Annotated in this window: 10 protein-coding genes; 7 read left to right on the forward strand and 3 right to left on the reverse strand. The window is 66.2% G+C overall.

The features are described 5' to 3' along the window. The first annotated feature begins 116 nt into the window (after positions 1 to 116). The 6 genes from IEV58_RS14495 to olsB all read left to right on the forward strand — a co-directional run bounded on the left by IEV58_RS14495 (position 117) and on the right by olsB (position 9867). Entirely contained in the window at positions 117 to 1652 is a 1536-nt protein-coding gene (locus IEV58_RS14495) for a YifB family Mg chelatase-like AAA ATPase (RefSeq protein WP_188410527.1), read from the forward strand. A 110-nt stretch (positions 1653 to 1762) separates the two neighbouring features. Continuing rightward, on the forward strand, positions 1763 to 2506 hold the full coding sequence (locus tag IEV58_RS14500; protein ID WP_188410528.1) for an SDR family oxidoreductase: 744 nt from the start codon (positions 1763 to 1765) through the stop codon (positions 2504 to 2506). Between the two features lie 82 nt (positions 2507 to 2588). Then, positions 2589 to 3491: a sigma-70 family RNA polymerase sigma factor gene (locus IEV58_RS14505; protein WP_188410529.1), complete on the forward strand. Its 903-nt coding sequence runs from the start codon at positions 2589 to 2591 to the stop codon at positions 3489 to 3491. A 273-nt stretch (positions 3492 to 3764) separates the two neighbouring features. After that, on the forward strand, positions 3765 to 7082 hold the full coding sequence (locus IEV58_RS14510) for an ankyrin repeat domain-containing protein (protein ID WP_188410530.1): 3318 nt from the start codon (positions 3765 to 3767) through the stop codon (positions 7080 to 7082). 117 nt (positions 7083 to 7199) lie between these two features. Next, complete coding sequence (locus IEV58_RS14515; protein ID WP_188410531.1) at positions 7200 to 8771, forward strand: hybrid sensor histidine kinase/response regulator; 1572 nt, start codon at positions 7200 to 7202, stop codon at positions 8769 to 8771. Between the two features lie 184 nt (positions 8772 to 8955). Beyond that, on the forward strand, positions 8956 to 9867 hold the full coding sequence (gene olsB, locus IEV58_RS14520; protein WP_188410532.1) for a l-ornithine N(alpha)-acyltransferase: 912 nt from the start codon (positions 8956 to 8958) through the stop codon (positions 9865 to 9867). Between the two features lie 165 nt (positions 9868 to 10032). Here the strand turns inward: olsB and IEV58_RS14525 are convergent, their stop codons facing one another. Beyond that, positions 10033 to 12309, reverse strand: a complete 2277-nt coding sequence (locus tag IEV58_RS14525; RefSeq protein WP_188410533.1) for an NADP-dependent malic enzyme — start codon at positions 12307 to 12309, stop codon at positions 10033 to 10035. Between the two features lie 179 nt (positions 12310 to 12488). Between IEV58_RS14525 and mutS the strand changes: the two genes are divergently transcribed. Then, positions 12489 to 15194, forward strand: a complete 2706-nt coding sequence (gene mutS, locus IEV58_RS14530; RefSeq protein ID WP_229729485.1) for a DNA mismatch repair protein MutS — start codon at positions 12489 to 12491, stop codon at positions 15192 to 15194. A gap of 37 nt (positions 15195 to 15231) precedes the next feature. On the opposite strand, the gene IEV58_RS14535 is transcribed toward mutS, so the two are convergent. Next, entirely contained in the window at positions 15232 to 16053 is an 822-nt protein-coding gene (locus IEV58_RS14535) for an IclR family transcriptional regulator (RefSeq protein ID WP_188410535.1), read from the reverse strand. A 130-nt stretch (positions 16054 to 16183) separates the two neighbouring features. Continuing rightward, positions 16184 to 17584 carry an MmgE/PrpD family protein gene (locus IEV58_RS14540; protein WP_188410536.1) on the reverse strand — a complete coding sequence of 467 codons (1401 nt, stop codon included), beginning with the start codon at positions 17582 to 17584 and terminating at the stop codon, positions 16184 to 16186. Between the last annotated feature and the right edge of the window lie 22 nt (positions 17585 to 17606).

The following is a 17606-nucleotide window of genomic DNA, read 5'->3' on the forward strand; positions in this document are numbered from 1 at the left end:
CTAGCAGATGAGCGCGGCACAAGGCGAGCACAGAGGTATGTTCTCTAAATGTTCTTGCGTCCATCCGCGACCGTGACGTAAGCTGTGGCCCATGTTTTTCCAAGGGCGGGGCTCCCATGGTCATCTTCGTTTCCACGGTTGCGTTCGAGGGCATCGAGGCAAAGCCGGTGGATGTCCAGGTACAGGTCGCCAACGGCACGGTCGGCTTCCAGGTCGTGGGCCTGGCGGATAAGGCGGTGACGGAAGCGCGGGAGCGGGTGCGTTCGGCCCTGGTCGCGACTGGGCTGGCCCTGCCGCCGAAGCGCATCACAGTCAATCTGGCGCCGGCAGACCTTCCCAAGGAGGGAAGCCATTACGACCTGCCCATCGCGCTCGGGTTGATGGCCGCCATCGACGCCATTCCCGCCGACGCGCTGGCGGGCATGACGGTGCTGGGCGAGCTTGCGCTCGATGGGTCCATCACTGCGGTCAGCGGCGTGCTGCCGGCGGCGATCGCAGCCAATGCGCGCGGACATGGGCTGATCTGTCCTGCCGCCAATGGACCGGAGGCTGCCTGGGCCGGCGGCGATATCGACATTCTGGCGCCGTCCTCGCTGGTGCAGTTTGCCAATCATGTGCGGGGCACGCAGGTGATGTCACGGCCCGTGCCGGGCCTTCCGGCGGAACGGTCGGCCGTGCCCGATCTGTCGGACGTGAAGGGGCAGGAGACGGCCAAGCGCGCGCTGGAGATCGCAGCGGCAGGCTCCCATAATTTTCTGATGGTCGGCCCGGCCGGCGCGGGCAAATCCATGCTGGCGGCACGGCTTCCCGGTCTCCTGCCGCCGCTGACGCCGGCCGAGATGCTGGAGGTCGCCATGATCCGCTCGGTGGCGGGCGATCTTGATGGCGGCATCCTGACCGACCGGCGGCCCTTCCGCGCGCCGCACCACTCAGCTTCCATGGCCGCTCTCGTCGGCGGCGGAACGCGTCCCAAGCCGGGCGAAATCGCGCTGGCGCACAACGGCGTGCTGTTTCTCGATGAGCTGCCGGAGTTCCAGCCGCAGGTGCTGGACGCCCTGCGCCAGCCCCTGGAGGCGGGCCAGGTGGCGGTTGCCCGCGCCAATCACAGGATCACCTATCCGGCGCGCTTCCAGCTCATCGCCGCCATGAACCCCTGCAAGTGCGGCCATGCGGGCGAGCCGGGCCACACCTGCCTGCGCGGCGCACGCTGTGCCAGCGATTACCAGGCGCGGCTCTCAGGTCCCTTCGTCGACCGGATCGATCTTCACCTCGAGGTGCCGGCGGTGACGGCGTCCGATCTTCTTCTTCCCGCGCCCCGGGAGGGAACGCGGGAGGTGGCCGCCCGCGTTGCGGCGGCCCGCGCCATGCAGGCAGCGCGCTTCAAAGCCAAAGGTCTTCCGGGGGTGCTGACCAATGCCGCGGCGGGTGCCTCGCTGATCGAGGAGATCGCCGCGCCCGACACCGACGGGCTGCGCCTTCTGCGCGACGCGGCGGAGCGCATGCGGCTCTCCGCGCGGGGCTATCACCGCGTGCTGAAGGTCGCCCGCACCATCGCCGACCTCGCCGGTGAGGAGAAGGTCGGGCGGGTGCATCTGGCCGAAGCCCTGTCCTACCGCGCCATGGCTGACCGGATGGTGCGCGTCGCGGCGTAAAATTTTTCGCGGTGATGTCACATCCGGCGGTGCTGTCTCGTCCTGTTGTCGAGCGAGCAGGGAGCGGCGGGCGCCGCGATGCTCGTCTCCATCGACAAGGAGACAAGGTCATGAAGATTGTGGTCATTGGCGGAAGTGGACTCATCGGAACCAAGCTGGTCGCGAGGCTGGCTGAGAGAGGGCACGATGCGGTGGGCGTGTCGCCGCGCACGGGCGTGAATGCGCTGACCGGGCAAGGCTTGGCGGAAGCACTGGCCGGCGCGGAGGTCGTCGTGGACGTTTCCAATGCACCGTCTTTCGAGGAGAAGGCCGTCCTCGATTTCTTCGAAAGGTCGGGCCGCAATCTTATGGCCGCCGAAGCGGCAGCCGGGGTGAAGCACCACGTGGCACTCTCGATCGTGGGAACGGACCGTTTGCCCGGCATTGGCTACCTCCACGCCAAGCTCGCGCAGGAGCGCCTGATCAAGGAAGCGCCGATCCCCTACAGCATCGTCCGTGCCACGCAGTTCTTTGAATTCATCACGACCATCGCCGAGGGAAGCGTCGTGGACGGGCGGATCGTGGTGCCGGCCGCCCTGCTGCAGCCCATTGCCGCCGCCGATGTCGCCGATGCCCTGGCGGACGTCGCCGCTCGCCCGCCGCTCAACGGCACAGTCGAGATTGCCGGACCTGACAAAGCGTCGTTCAAGGAGTTCATCTCGCGCCGTCTGCGGGCAGCCGGCGACAGCCGGGAGGTGCTCGACGACCCTCATGCCTGCTACTTTGGTGCCGAAATCGATGATGGCTCTCTCACAGCGGGCGAGGCCGCGCGCCTTGGACCCACGCGTTTTGAGGCCTGGCTTGCGCACGCATGATGAGTACCCTGTGACGAGCCGTGATCGCGGCCAACTGGTAAGCTCCGGCAGTGCCGGAGCGCACACCACCAGAAGAGGAACCATGCCGCAGGCCGACGATCGTACCGAGGTTTTCGAGCAGCATCGCGCGCGGCTCGTCCGGCTTGCCTACCGCATGCTCGGTTCTCGGGCCGAGGCTGAGGATATCGTCCAGAACGCATGGCTGCGCTGGGTCTCCGCGGACAGGAGCGGGGTGTCCGCTCCCTCTGCTTTCCTGGCGCGCACCGTCGCCAGGCTCTGCCTGGATGAAATGAAGTCGGCACGTGCGCGACGGGAAACCTATGTCGGGGCATGGCTGCCCGAACCCTTGATCGAAACGGAGGATGAGCGCGTGGACGAGGACGATCTGACGCTGACCCTCATGATGGCGCTCGAACGCCTGTCGCCGCTGGAACGCGCGGCCTTTCTGCTGCACGACGTGTTCGGTGTTGCGCTCGACGAGGTTGCCGTCACCCTCAAGCGTCAGCCGAGTTCGGTCCGGCAACTTGCCGTCCGGGCCCGGAAGCACGTTCAGACCGCACGCTCCCGCTTCCCCGTCGAACGTGAAGAGGGTGAACGTATCGCGCGGGCCTTCTTCGCGGCCTCGACCAGTGGCGACGTCGCGACACTGCGAACATTGCTTGCCGAGAACGTCGTGCTGCAGGCGGACGGCGGCGGCAAGGTCACCGCTTACCGCAACCCGATCGTCGGAGTGGAACGGCTGCTTCGGCTGTTCGACAGTCTTCGTCAGAAATGGGGAGACGGGTGGGCCACTATGATCGAGCCGGTCTGGATCGACGCCCTGCCGGGATACATCAGCAAGGAGCGCGGAGAAGTGCTGCAAACGACAGCATTCGCCATAGAGAATGGCCGGATCACCGGCATCTATGTCACCCGCAACCCCGACAAGCTCAGTCATATCGCAAGGGCTCTCGCCGCTGAGCCCGACGGCATGCGGCGCCAGTGACACCATCGCGCTGAACCGCCATTCCTGCCGACAGCGCGAATCGAGCCCTCGCCTTCATGCGGCGGAATGGCAACCGCACCTGAGAGTCCAGCATCGCCATGGCCGACCGGATGGTGCGCGTGGCGGCCTGATTATCCCCAGCATTTGCAAAAGAGCTGCAGAGCGGCGGCAGCTACCATCGGCCACATCGTGTCCGCTGTCTTGAGATGAGGTGCGAAGACGGCTAGTCCGAGTCCGAACTGCCGCGGGGGCGGCCGAAATTAAGGACGGCAGATGTACATTCCTTCCGTGCTGCGGGATGCGGCTGTGCCGACGCACGGCGATCCGGCACTGGCGTTCTCCAGCGCCGTGCGCCTCACCAAGCGAGAGAGGTCAGACGACCTCGAAACTGCGCAGGCGCGCTTTTATGAAGCGGTGCGCGGCGGAGACACTGAGACGGTCGCGGAGATGCTGGCAAACCCTCCCGAGGGTTTCGACATCAACGCGGCGGGCAGCCGAGGAACAGCGCTCCATGTCGCTGTGGAGGCGGATGCGGATGTCGAGATGTTCCGGTTGCTGGTGGACACGGGGCGCATCGATCTTGCCGCTCTCGATGAGAAGGGAAGAAGCGCCTATCGGCTTGCACAAGCCGCTGCGGAGAAGGGCGATGAGGCGGCACGATGGACAGCGGATTATCTTTTCCGGCGGATGACGCGGGAGTTCGCCCGCTCCATTCTCGACGGCAACCAAGACCGGGCCAAGGAACTGCTGGAGGCCGGGGCCGATCCCATGGTCGAGCTGGATCTTGGCATCACCGGGCTTGCCTATGCCGCAGGTAACCGCAACCCGGACACGGTCAAGGCGATCCTGGCGAAAATACCAAAGGACAAACTGCAAGAGTTCCTCGACCGGCCGAGCGATGTGTTCGGCAATACGGCTCTTCATGCCGCGGCGATCTCTGGCGATCGAGAGTCCTACGATGCGCTTGTCAAAGCGGGGGCTGATGAGAGCATCGCCAATACCGACGGCGATTTGCCGGGGGCTCTGCTGGAAAACAGCCTTGAAAGGCGTGGCGACGGCGATCGCAACAAGCCGAACTACCATGTGAACCCTTTTCAGCTGCTGTGGGACGTTCTGACCGTGGCGGCAGGGCGCGCCTACGACCCTTCGATCGGCCCCTTCGCCGATCCGCCCGAACCGGACGGACCGGCCGGGACCGAGATGGACTATCTGCCGCCGCAGGGCTCGGTGGAAGAGCAGGCGCGGGAGTATGTCCGGCGGATCTCCGAGGCGCTTGACCGCGATCTTCCCTTCGACTTCTTCCGGACGTGGGAGACCGTGACGGTGCTTGGCACCATGGAGGTGCATGGGGCTGGTGCGAATGGCGAGGCGCATATGCTTGCGCGTCTGCACGACCTCGCGATGTTCGTGCAGACGCCCACGGGCCGGCTGACAATCAACGCAATCCTCGATTCCGGGGAGCGCGTTCATCTGCGCCCCTCGGACCAGGGTAACTTCACGCGTGCCAATCCGAGCGGCGGTATCGACGTTTTCCTCACCGGACGGCCGGGGACGGAAATGTCGGCCAACGAGCCGTGGGGAAGCGAAGAAGGCATGCCCACCGACGTCATTCTGGCCCACGAGCTCATTCATGTGGCACGGCGTCTGAGAGGCGTCACCGACAATGGATATTTCCTTCTGACCGGCTCCGGCAATCCGCCTGAGCGCCTGCGCATCCAGGCCGAGGAAATCTTTGCCATTGGCCTCGGACCCGCTCAGTTCGAAACGATCGGTACTGAAAACGCCTATCGCCGGGAGCGCGGCGGCGCGCAGCATCCGGAAATGCGGCTGCCTCCAAGAGAGTTCTACAGCGATCGTGGCGAGGTGCAGGCCAACGGCTTCTGGGCCGGCATCGACGCGGACAATGCCGATGACTGGTGGCAGCAGTACCGGGAACAGCGGGGCGGGGCCCACACACATGGAGGAGGGCGGCCCGGTCATCACCACAACCATCCGCGGTCGGACCTGGGCGAGACCTACGGCGAGCATGTGAAGGCGCTCACGCCGCAGGATTATGAGGACCTGCTCAACGGCACCGTGGTCGATCTGGCACAGAGCTATGATCCGGAGACGGGGAAGGTGGCGCCGCTGACCGCTCAAGGCTTCCGCGAACGCACCGAGGAGATGCTGCTCTACAACCTCATCCACATGGAGGGCGGCGCCGAAGGTGGCGAACGCCTGAAGGAGGCCATTTTCAAGACCATGGACGATATCCGCGGCCGGATCGGCAATGTGCCCAGCGAACACGCCAGGGCTGTGGCGAGCGAGGTGCGATCCTATCTGTCCGGTCTCGGCGGCATCGGCGATGTCGCCTATTTCGGCGAGCAGGCCTGGCGCCATTACACCGCCTTCCTGAAGGGCGAGGAGTTCATCCTGGAGGCGCAGGAGGATTATGAGGCGCCCAAGGGCTTCATCGACGAGGCAACCTTCAACACGACGCTCGACAGCCTGATGCAGGACTACATCGGCGACATCAATCTCGGCAGCCGCACCCTGACGGGCTTCGAGGGCGTCTTTGCCGAGAAGTTCAAAGTGCTGGTGCGTTACTTCCTCGACAAGGACGAGAGATCCTCCGGCCCGGGTGCGGACCGCGACAAATGGGTGGATGAGGCCCGCGACAAAGCCTGGAATGCCATCAAGGAGAAGCTGCCCACCGTCTATGGCGATAACGGCAACTGGGCCATGGACATCCTCCAGGGCCACATGGACCGCCACGGTGGCAAGGACCGCATCGACGAACTCGCCGACGAGGCCTTCGACGAGCGCGGCACCGCCAGCGCGGCGGAACGGCAGACCTATCAGAACCTGCTCAACGGCGTGGTCACCGACCTGGCCGCAAGCTATGACGACGGAGATATCGATCCCCTGACCGCCGGTCCCTTCCGCCAGCCCGTCTCCGACATGGTGCTCCACAACCTGAAGCACATGGAGGGGCGCAGGGATGATCCGGAGCGGCTGGCGAAGGCCATCGCCCGTACCCTTGACGACATCGAGGATCGCATCGGCAATGTCTCCTCCGAGCATCACAAGGACCTTGTGAAGAAGGTGCGGAATTATCTCCACAGCACCGGAGGCAAGGGCGATGTGGCAACCTTCGGCGAGCGCATCTGGGAGGACTATCAGGCCTGGCTCGAGGGCGAGGAGCCGCCCGCCCCGCCATCGTCCGACTACACGCCGCCCTCGGGCCACATCGATGAGGGCCTCTACACCGACACCCTCGCCTCGCTGGCCCGGGACTTTGTCCATGACATCAATCTCGGCAGTCGCACACTGACGGGCTTCAAGGGTGTCTTCGCCGAGAAGTTCAAGGTGCTGGTGAAATACCACCTCGGCCGCAACTTCTATCAGTTCGGGCCGCACGAAGATCGCGACCACTGGGTGAGCGATGCCCGCGACAAGGCCTGGGAGGACCTCAAGACGGCCCTGCCGGAAGCCTATGCCGCCCACGGCGACTGGGGCATGGACGTCCTCCAGGGCCACATGGACCGCCACGGCGGCAAGGACCGCATCGACGAGCTCGCCAACGAGGCCTTCGATGAAATCTACCCCTGACGCGGCCGCATGCTCTTGGCAGCCCAGGCGCGGAGCTTCACGGGTTCAACCGGGTCATCGACGGAGAATCGTTCCTTAACTTCCGCAGCTCTATGGTCAGGCTGGGAGAGGAACGACATGCTGACCATCATTGCCATTGCCGTCGCAGCCTTCGCGGCAGGGTTCATCGCCTCGCGCCTGGCGCGGCGGACGGCGACATCGCCCGAGAGTGCGAGTGTCGCGCCGGTGGCGACCGTCACGCATGAGCTGCGAACCCCCATCACGGGCGTCGTCGGCATGACCGATCTCCTGCTCTCCACCGAGCTTTCCGCCGAGCAGGCGACCTATGTGCGCGCCATTCGCGGGTCAGCGGAAACCATGCATGCCATCGTCGGCGATCTCCTCGATGTCGCCGCCATCGAGGCGGGTGAGTTCACGCAGATCAGCAACAGTTTCGCGCCGGACAGGCTGGTGGCCGAGATCGTGGAACTCCTGGCGCCGCATGCGCAGGCAAAGGGGCTCGACATCGCGGGCCATGTCTCGCCGGAGGTGCCGGCCCTCCTCGTCGGCGATGCGCAGCGGCTACGGCAGATCCTGGTCAACCTCGTCGGCAATGCCGTCAAGTACACCTCCACGGGCGGTGTCGGCCTCAGGGCCGATCCGACACCGACGGGGGTGGTCTTCGCCGTGCACGACACGGGCCCCGGCATTCCCGAAGGCGACCTACGCCGCCTGTTCGGTCGCTTCCAGCGCGGCATGGATGCCAAGGGTTCAGGGACGGGCCTCGGCCTCTCCATCGCGCGCCATCTGTCGGAACGGCTCGGTGGAACGCTCGATCTTCACACCGTTGTCGGTGAAGGGTCGACCTTCACCGTCTCGCTTCCCTTCACCGTCGAGAGCGACAGCGCGGGGCCGGAACCTTGGCTGGAGGGTGCCGTCGCGCTCGTTGCCGCCGCCTCGCCGTTCGAGGGCCCCTGGCTCGCGGAAGCCTTGGGAATCGCGGGGGGCGAGGTTGCCCTGGCCGCGAATGCGGAGCTTGCCGCGCGCGAGATCGAGCAGCGCGACTGGACGATGATCTTCGTCGACCAGGCCGTCCGCGAACCCATGGCCGAAGCGCTCGTCCGCGCGGCACGGCGCGGCGCCCGCGTCATCCATTTGATCACGCCGGCCGAGCGCCGCGCCGGCGGCACGCCCGGGGAATATCTTATGCGGCCCGTGCGGGCACAGTCCCTGCGCGACCTTCTCCTGCGCGCTCCCGTCGCGGTGCCACAGAAGACGGAACCGCCGTTCACGCTGGATGCCATGCCGCAGCGGCCACGGGCGCTTCTGGCCGAAGACGACGGGGTCAACGCGCTCCTGGTGCGCACCCGGCTCGAATATGCCGGGTGGCGTGTCACGGCGGTCTGCGATGGCAAGGCTGCGGTGGAGGCTTTTGACGGGGCTTCCGAGGCCGACCCCTTCGAGCTTGCCGTGCTGGATCTTGAAATGCCGAAGCTTTCCGGCTTCGACACCACAGCCGCGATCCGGCGGATCGAGGCGGCCCGGGGCGCCAAACACCACATTCCCATCGTGGTGGTCACGGCGGCGGATATCCAGCCCCTCCAGGAACAGGCGCACGGTCACGGCGTCGACGCCGTATTGCCCAAGCCGTTTGATCCCGATGCCCTCTCCGCGGTGCTCTCCAGCGATATCATGAAGCGCGTGGGCTAAAGATCGCCTGCCGCTGCCTCCGCCGAGTTCCGTCCAAAGGTTTGTCATAAATCCTTGGGCTGCCTATGGTCACTTCGGTTGACGGTGGAGTGCCGCGGGGGTCTTGTTGCGCTCGCACCGTGCGGTGTCCTGACGGGGAAAACGGGCAGTGCTGCAACAACGTCATCTGAATGCGAGATTCTTCATGAAGCGTTTGCGGCGCCGGCGGGAGGAGGGCAGTTTTGCCCGCGCCGGCCAGATCGGCTGGCTGCCGGGTTTCGGCCTGCCCGCCGCCGGGTTCCGCCGCCTGCCATCGGTCAACCTGCCGCGCAGCCTCGGGCGAATCGGCAATCTTGAACTTGTTCTCGCCGCCAACGTCGCCGAGGTGAAGCAGGCCCAGCGGCTGCGCTACAAGGTCTTCTATGAGGAAATGTCGGCCGTGCCGGGCCCGGCCAGCGCGCTGGTGCGCCGGGATATGGATGAGTTCGACGCCATCTGCGACCATCTCCTGGTGCTCGATCACGATGTTCCTGCGGGGGCATTCAAGCGGGCCACGCCCAAGGTGGTCGGCACCTACCGGCTGCTGCGGCAGGATGTGGCCGAGGTGAACTGGGGCTTTTATTCCGCCGCCGAGTACGACGTGGCGGGCCTCATCGCCCGCAAGCCGGACCTCAACTTCCTCGAACTCGGCCGCTCCTGCGTGCTGAAGCCCTATCGCACCAAGCGGATCGTCGAGCTTCTCTGGCAGGGCATCTGGGCCTATGTGCGCGCTCATGACATCGACGCGATGATCGGATGCGCCAGCCTGGAGGGCGTCGATCCGGAGCGGCTGGCCCTGCCGTTGTCCTATCTTGCCCAGGCGCATGGCGCCTCGGAGGGCTGGCGCACCGAGGCGTTGGCGCAGCGCCGGGTGGAGATGAACCGGCTTGCGCCGGAGGCGGTGGATGTGAAAGCGGCGCTGAAGCAGCTTCCACCGCTGATCAAGGGCTATCTGCGGGTGGGCGCCATGGTGGGCGACGGCGCGGTGATCGACCGCCAGTTCGGCACCACGGATGTGTTCATCGTGATGCCGGTTGATGCGATCGGGACGCGGTACATCGACTACTATCAGCGTTAGATGATCACGGTCCTGGCTGCATGCTTCGAGACTTGGCCTTCGGCCAACCTCAGCATGAGGATAGTGAGTGTGGCACGCTCTGAGCAGAGCTGGTCAAGCCCACGAACCTCATCCTGAGAAGCCGCCCTTAGGCGGCGTCTCGAAGGATACACGACGCTCTCCGCCTCACGAACCGACGTTATAGGCCGCCAGCGCCGCCATGTTGACGATGTCGTTGTCGATGGCGCCCAGGGGCACGATCTGCACCGGGCGGTCGAGGCCGACCAGAAGCGGCCCGATGACGGTCGAACCGCCCAGTTCCTGCAGCATCTTGGTGGCGACGGAGGCGGCCGCCAGGGTCGGCATGACGAGGACGTTGGCGGGGCCGGAGAGACGGCAGAAGGGGTAGGTCGACAGGAGGTCCTTGTCGAGCGCCACGTCGGCCGTCATCTCGCCGTCGACCTCGAAATCGATACGGCGCTTTTCCAGCAGCTTCAAAGCCTCGCGCACCAGGCTGGCCTGTTCTGACGGCGGATTGCCGAAGGTGGACGAGCCGAGCATGGCAACGCGGGGCTCATAGCCCATGCTGCGGGCCACATTGGCGGCGGCAACCGCGATGTCGGCCAGTTCCTCCGGGCCGGGCTGTTCGGTCAGCGCGGTGTCGGCGACGATGACCGTGCTGCCGCGCGTCAGCGCCATGCTGACGCCGAGCACCCGGCGGCCGGGCTTGGCGTCGATTACGCGCAGCACGTCGTCCATGACGGTGGCATAGGAACGCGTGGTGCCCGAGACCATGGCATCGGCATCACCCAGCGCCAGCATGCAGGCGGCGAAGTGGTTGCGGTCCTGGTTCACCAGCCGTTGCGCGTCGCGCTGCAGGTAACCCTGCCGCTGCAGTCGATCGTAGAGATAGTCGGTGTAATAGGCGTTCCGCGTGGAGAGGCGGGCATTCATGATCTCGATGCCGTCCTTGAGCTCGACGCCGAGCGAGGAGGCCGTCTCGGCAACCCGATCCTCGCGGCCGACCAGGATGGCGGTGCCGAGGCCCTGGTTGACGAAGGAGACGGCGGCGCGGATGACCTGTTCCTCTTCGCCCTCGGCGAAGACGACGCGCTTGGGGTCGCGGCGCAGCTTGTTGAAGACGCGCTGCAGGGTGCCTGCCGCCGGGTCGCGCCGCGAACGCAGCTCCTGCGCGTAGCGATCGAGATCGACGATGGGCTTGCGCGCCACGCCGGTGTCCATGGCGGCCTTCGCCACCGCGCAGGGGATGGTGGCGATGAGGCGCGGATCGAAGGGGACGGGAATGATGTATTCGCGGCCGAAGCGGGGGCGCGCGCCATAGGCCGCCGTCACCTCATCGGGCACATCCTCGCGGGCGAGGGCGGCGAGGGCTTCCGCCGCAGCCACCTTCATCTCCATGTTGATGGTGGTGGCGCGCACATCCAGCGCTCCACGGAAGATGTAGGGGAAGCCGAGGACGTTGTTGACCTGATTCGGGTAGTCGGACCGGCCGGTGGCGACGATGGCGTCGTCACGGATCTCGCGCACCTCTTCCGGCGTGATTTCCGGATCGGGATTGGCCATGGCGAAGATGATGGGATTAGGCGCCATGGAGGCGATCATCTCTGATGTCAGCGCGCCCTTTGCGGAGAGGCCAAAGACCACATCGGCGCCTTCCATGGCGTCCGCCAGCGTGCGGGCCGTGGTCTGGGCGGCATGGGCCGACTTCCACTGGTTCATGCCTTCCTCGCGGCCCTTGTAGATGACGCCCTTGGTGTCGCAGAGGATGACGTTGTCGGGCTTGAAGCCCATGGCCTTGATGAGCTCCAGGCAGGCGATGCCAGCCGAGCCGGCGCCGTTGCAGACGAGCTTGGTCTGGGTAACGTCGCGGCCGGTGAGGTGCAGCGCATTGATGAGGCCGGCGGCGGCGATGATGGCGGTGCCGTGCTGGTCGTCGTGGAAGACCGGGATGTCCATCAACTCGCGCAACCGGCTTTCGATGACGAAGCAATCGGGAGCCCTGATGTCCTCAAGGTTGATGCCGCCGAAGGAGGGGCCGAGGTAGCGCACCGCATTGATGAATTCGTCGACGTTCTCGGTGTCGACCTCAAGATCGATGCTGTCGACATCGGCAAAGCGCTTGAAGAGCACGGCCTTGCCTTCCATGACGGGCTTGGAGGCAAGGGCGCCGAGATTGCCGAGGCCGAGGATGGCCGTGCCATTCGAGATCACGGCGACCATGTTTCCGCGCGCGGTGTAGTCGAAAGAACGCGAGGGATCTTCGGCGATTGCGCGCACCGGCACGGCAACGCCGGGCGAATAGGCGAGCGACAGGTCGCGCTGGGTCGCCATGGGCTTGGTTGGCACGATCTCCAGCTTGCCGGCCCGCCCCGATTGGTGGAACTGGAGCGCTTCCTGGTCGGTGAAGGTGGGGCGCGGCTTGCGGATGATCGGCGCGTTCATGTTGTTGTCCCGGCGTTTCCAATAACCAGCCCGACGGCTGGGAGGGCGCAAACTATCCGTCCATGCCGCCGGGCTCAACAGACTTCATGCGACCAAAGGCGGATTAAACAGACACAAAGCTGTTGAGGGTGCGCGGCGAGGCTCACCCACCTCAGTCAAATTCGTTAATGTCGCGCGCGATGACACGCTCTGCCACCGCCGCCCATCCCGACAATGCCGCGCCGTCGCCCGAGGCGAAGGTGACGCCTATGATGGAGCAGTATCTCGAGCTGAAGAATGCCCATGCCGATTGCATGCTGTTCTACCGCATGGGTGATTTCTACGAGCTGTTCTTCAAGGACGCGGAAGACGCGGCGCGCACGCTCGGCATCACCCTGACCAAACGCGGCAAGCATCTGGGAGAAGACATCCCCATGTGCGGCGTGCCGGTGGAGCGGTCGGACGACTATCTCATGCGGCTCATCGCGGCGGGCTACCGTGTGGCCGTCTGCGAGCAGATCGAGGATCCGGCGGAGGCCAAGAAGCGCGGCGGCAAATCGGTGGTGAAGCGCGATGTGGTGCGCCTGGTCACACCGGGCACGCTGACGGAAGAGGCGCTGCTGGAGCCTAAGCGCGCGAACAACCTCGTCGCCGTCTCGCGTCTTTTCTCCGGTGAGGAGGAGGCCCGCTACGGCCTTGCCTGGATCGATGTGTCCACCGGCGGTTTCGGCGTCGTGGAGCTCGGCGAAGGCTCCCTCGGTGCGGAGATCGCGCGGCTCGATCCGGCGGAAGTGGTCGCGGCCGAGGCTGTCGCGAATGACGAGGTGCTGCGCGATGCCGCCATGGGCTGCGGCGCCACCATCAGTCCCGTTGGCCGCGATCTGGCGGAAGGTCCCGGCGCGGAGCGGCGGCTGGCGGAACATTTCGGCGTGTCGACGCTCGAGGGTTTCGGCACTTTCTCGCGTGCGGAAATCGGCGCGGCGGCGCTTGCCGTCTCCTATGTGGAGCGCATGTGGCGCGGCACCCGGCCACCCCTCAGCGCACCGGTGCGCGCCGCGCGCGGATCAACCGTCGAGATCGATGCCGCCACGCGCGCCAATCTGGAGCTCACGCGCACCCTCTCCGGCGAGCGCAAGGGCAGCCTTCTTGCCACCATCGACCGGACGGTGACGGCGGCAGGCGGACGACTTCTCGCCGATTGGCTGGCCGGTCCTCTGACCGATCCCAAGGCCATTGAAGGCCGGCTCGACGCGGTGACACGCATTGCCGAGGATCTCCTGTTCCGCCGGCGCCTGCGCGATGCACTGTCGGCGGCCCCGGACCTGTCGCGGGCCCTCACGCGCATCGCCGTCGGCCGCTGCGGCCCACGCGATCTTGCCGGCATCCGCGACGGCCTTGCCGCGGCGCGGGCGGTGGCCGGCTTCGTCCGGGAAGACGAGCCCGCCGCGATCCGCCGGGCTGCGGATGCGCTCAGTGCCGTAGATGCCGTGGTTGAGCAAAGTCTTGCCGGCGCATTGGCGGACGACCTGCCGCTGAAGCTCTCGGACGGCGGCTTCATCCGCCTGGGCTTTGACGGCACTCTCGACGAGCAGCGGCAGCTGCGCGACGAAAGCCGGCGCGTGATCGCGGATATGCAGGCGCGCTACGCCGAACTGGCGGGTGCACGGACGCTCCGCATCAAGCACACCAACTTCCTGGGCTATTTCGTCGAGGTGCCGGCCGAGAAAGGCGAGGAACTGCGCCGGCCGCCCTTATCGGCCACCTTCATCCATCGCCAGACGCTGCAGGGCGCCATGCGCTTCTCCACGGCCGATCTGTCGGACCTCGAAGCACGCATTGCCGCCGCCGGCCAGCGCTCGCTTGCCATCGAGCAGAAGATCTTTGCCGAACTGGCGGGCCTTGTCATGACTCATGAGGCCGCCATTCGCGCGGCCTCCGACGCGCTGGCGGCGCTCGATGTCGCGGCTTCGCTGGCGGAACTGGCCGTCGAGCGGCGCTGGGTGCGGCCGCAGATCGACTCAAGCCTTGCCTTTGACATCAGGGGCGGGCGGCATCCCGTGGTGGAGGCGGCGGTGGCCGCGGCCGGCGAGACCTTCGTTGCCAACGACGCCGATCTGTCGCCGCCGCAGAACCTCGAGAGCGGACGGATCTGGCTCATCACCGGCCCCAACATGGCGGGCAAATCGACCTTCCTGCGCCAGAACGCGCTGATCGCGATCCTGGCGCAGATGGGGAGCTATGTGCCGGCGACCTCCGCGCACATCGGCGTGGTGGACCGGCTCTTCAGCCGTGTCGGAGCAGCGGATGATCTTGCGCGCGGGCGCTCCACCTTCATGGTGGAAATGGTGGAAACGGCCGCCATCCTCAACCAGGCGACGCCCTGTTCACTGGTGATCCTTGATGAGATCGGCCGTGGCACCGCCACCTTCGACGGCCTCTCCATCGCCTGGGCTGCCATCGAGCATCTGCATGAAGTAAACCGCTGTCGTTCGCTCTTCGCCACGCATTTTCATGAGCTGACGCAGCTGACAAAGCGCTTGCCGCGCCTGCACAACGTCACGGTGCGCGTCACCGAATGGAACGGCGATGTGGTGTTCCTCCATGAGGTGGTGCCCGGGGCGGCCGACCGTTCCTACGGCGTGCAGGTGGCAAAGCTCGCCGGGCTTCCCTCGGCCGTGGTGGAGCGCGCACGCATCATCCTGGCGGAGCTGGAGGCGGCGGAACGCGGGGCTTCGGTGGAGACGCTGATCGACGACCTGCCGCTGTTCGCGGCGCGGCCCGCCGCTTCGCCCACAGCCGGGGCGCCGCATCCCGCGCTCGAGGCGCTTGATGCCATCGATCCCGACGAGCTCACGCCTCGGGCGGCGCAGGACGCGCTTTACCGGCTGAAGCAACTGCTGCGCTGAGGCCGGTCAGCCTTTCCTGCCTGTGAAGGCGAATGCCTTAGTGCTGTGAAGCCAGGGCTTTTGACAGGCGCAGCAGGGCAGGTCCCACCTCTTTCCGCAGCACGTCTTCCGACAGCTGTTCCGCCGGCGCTCCGCAGCTCAGCGAATAGATCAGACCACCGCTGGCGTTGAAGGCCGCCGCCGCCGTGTTGATGCGAGGATGGAAGCCTCCGCAGTCGACGATGAAGCCATCCGCGGCGTACTGCCGAAGTGCGTGGGCCAGAATGGCTTCACGCGCCGGCCAGTTCGGTTCATCCCGGGCCTTGATGTCCTGGTAGAGTGACGCCCGATCGGCCTCGCTCATGCAGGCGATGTAGGCTGTCCCGATCGCGCTTGCCGTCAGCGGCAGCTGCGAGCCCACGTGAAGGTTCAGCACCAGGTCGGATTGGCCCTGACAGCGCTGCACCAGAATCATGTGCAGTCCGTTGCGGGTGGCCATGGAGCAGGCAGCGCCGAAGCGGTTGGCCATTTCCTGCATGGCCGGCTTCGCAACTTCCGTCAGGGCCATGGAGGCAAGCGCGCTGTAGCCGAGCCCGAGCACGGAGGGGCTGAGCTGGAGCTGGTCCCGGCCGCTGCCGGGCAGGAGATAACCCTCATCCTGAAGGGTTTTGCAGAGCCGCCAGACCGTTGGCTGCGGCAGCCCGGTCAGCCGCGCGATTTCGGAACTTCCCAGTTCACGCTTCTCGGCTGCAAAACAACGCAGCACCTTCAGCCCGCGCGCCAGCGCCGTGACGAACTGCCGATCCTTGGGCTCCGCGCCTCCGCCCCCGCTGTCCGAGGCGCCGCCTGGTGTGATCAGGGTCGCGTTCGAGGGGGTCATTGGATGACGTCCATGATATCGGCCTTCGCCTGTTTCAGACCATCACGCTTGCGCCGCATCATGTCTCCCTTAACGCATGCTCACACGCGCGATGGTCTTAGCCGCTTGCGCGCCAGAGTCTAGCAGGGGATCACGCCACGGCAGCGTCCGGCTTCGCCGGAGACTTCCGCCCCGCTTCGGCGAGTGGAGCCTCCAGGAACGTCAGATCCTCCGCCTGATCCAGCTGGTTCAGCCTGCTGTGAAGGAGTTCGGCTTCGGAAGGTTCCAGCGTCGCGCGGGAGCAGTCGATAAATTTGGCGAGCCGGTCGGCGTCGTCGAAGGGATCGAAAATGGTGCCCTTGGCCTGTGCGCGCTCGCCCTTCAGCACCGAACCGTTGCGCAGGTGGATGGTGATCCGGTGCGGCAGCCGTGCGTTTGCCGCCAGTTCCTCTTCCCAGGAATAGGCCGTCATGGTCGTCAGGGGCAGAAGGGCACGCACCTCCGCGCGCCGGACTGCCGCCGGTGTGAAGTCGGTGAGCTCGAGCCGGTCCTTCAGGAGCGCCACCGCCACACAGTAATGCATGGAGAAGCGCGCCTGCATCTCGTTCTCGGGCTTGGCGAAGGAGAGATTGCGGATGTTCGCGACACCCACATGGGTGTGCACCTCGGCCACATCGCCGGCGTTGAAACCATGCGCCGCCTTGAGGTCGAGGATGGCATCGACCGTGTTATGGGCCGAGCCGCAGCAGGGGTGACGCTTTGGCGCGACCCCGGCGGTCTCGATGGAATGCGGCGCACCGATTGCCGCCGCGCCGCCCTCCCAGCCGGCGGCGTCATCGCCGCCATAGAGCTGCCGGAAACCCTGCGGCGCTTCCAGCACGTCGAGGCGCCCCGTCATGCCGTTGGCCGCGAGCATCGCGGCGTCCACCGCATTACGCGCGGCAAGCCCGGCGTGGAGTGGTTTGGCGGGTGTTCCGAACTGGCCCTTGACCCCCGCCGCCATGCTGACCCCGATGCTCATGGCGCATGCGATGCCGGCCTCATCAAGGCCGAGCAGCCAGGCAACACCGGCGGCCGTGCCGATGCAGCCGACCGTGGAGGTGGAGTGCCAGCCAAGGGTGTAATGCGACGGGTTCACGCCGCGGCTGACGGCGGCCTGAGCTTCCAGTCCGACCAGATAGGCCTCCACCAACTGTCGCCCCGTGGCCCGCCGCGACAGCGCGACGCCTAGAAGCGCCGGGACCAACACCGCCGAGGCATGGGTCCGCCCCGGACGGAAGTTGTCGTCATAGTCGAGGGCATGGGCGGCGGTGCCGTTGATGAGGGCCGAGATGGCCTCAGGCACCCTGCCGCCGCCCACCGCGAGGGCGGGCCCCTCCGTGTTGCCGCCGGCGAAGGTCGCGCGGACCGCGCCGGTGGCGACATCGTTGGCGCCCGCGAGCATGCAGGCAATGGTATCGGCAATGGCGTGCCGCGCCCGTGTGCGGACCAGCGGTGTGAACTCCGGCCTGCCTCCGCTCCAGCTGGCGACTTCTTCGATCAGGCTCGGCATGGTGGCCTCCTAATCCGCTTCA

Source organism: Agaricicola taiwanensis, assembly GCF_014635245.1.
In the GTDB taxonomy this organism is placed as follows: Bacteria; Pseudomonadota; Alphaproteobacteria; order Rhizobiales; family Methylopilaceae; genus Agaricicola; species Agaricicola taiwanensis.

Excerpts from the sequence above, each read along its gene's own strand:
- IEV58_RS14515 (WP_188410531.1), top strand. The coding sequence starts at position 7,200 with ATGCTGACCATCATTGCCATTGCCGTCGCAGCCTTCGCGGCAGGGTTC.
- IEV58_RS14535 (WP_188410535.1), bottom strand. The coding sequence starts at position 16,053 with ATGACCCCCTCGAACGCGACCCTGATCACACCAGGCGGCGCCTCGGAC.
- olsB (WP_188410532.1), top strand. The coding sequence starts at position 8,956 with ATGAAGCGTTTGCGGCGCCGGCGGGAGGAGGGCAGTTTTGCCCGCGCC.
- mutS (WP_229729485.1), top strand. The coding sequence starts at position 12,489 with ATGACACGCTCTGCCACCGCCGCCCATCCCGACAATGCCGCGCCGTCG.
- IEV58_RS14500 (WP_188410528.1), top strand. The coding sequence starts at position 1,763 with ATGAAGATTGTGGTCATTGGCGGAAGTGGACTCATCGGAACCAAGCTG.
- IEV58_RS14505 (WP_188410529.1), top strand. The coding sequence starts at position 2,589 with ATGCCGCAGGCCGACGATCGTACCGAGGTTTTCGAGCAGCATCGCGCG.
- IEV58_RS14525 (WP_188410533.1), bottom strand. The coding sequence starts at position 12,309 with ATGAACGCGCCGATCATCCGCAAGCCGCGCCCCACCTTCACCGACCAG.
- IEV58_RS14495 (WP_188410527.1), top strand. The coding sequence starts at position 117 with ATGGTCATCTTCGTTTCCACGGTTGCGTTCGAGGGCATCGAGGCAAAG.
- IEV58_RS14540 (WP_188410536.1), bottom strand. The coding sequence starts at position 17,584 with ATGCCGAGCCTGATCGAAGAAGTCGCCAGCTGGAGCGGAGGCAGGCCG.
- IEV58_RS14510 (WP_188410530.1), top strand. The coding sequence starts at position 3,765 with ATGTACATTCCTTCCGTGCTGCGGGATGCGGCTGTGCCGACGCACGGC.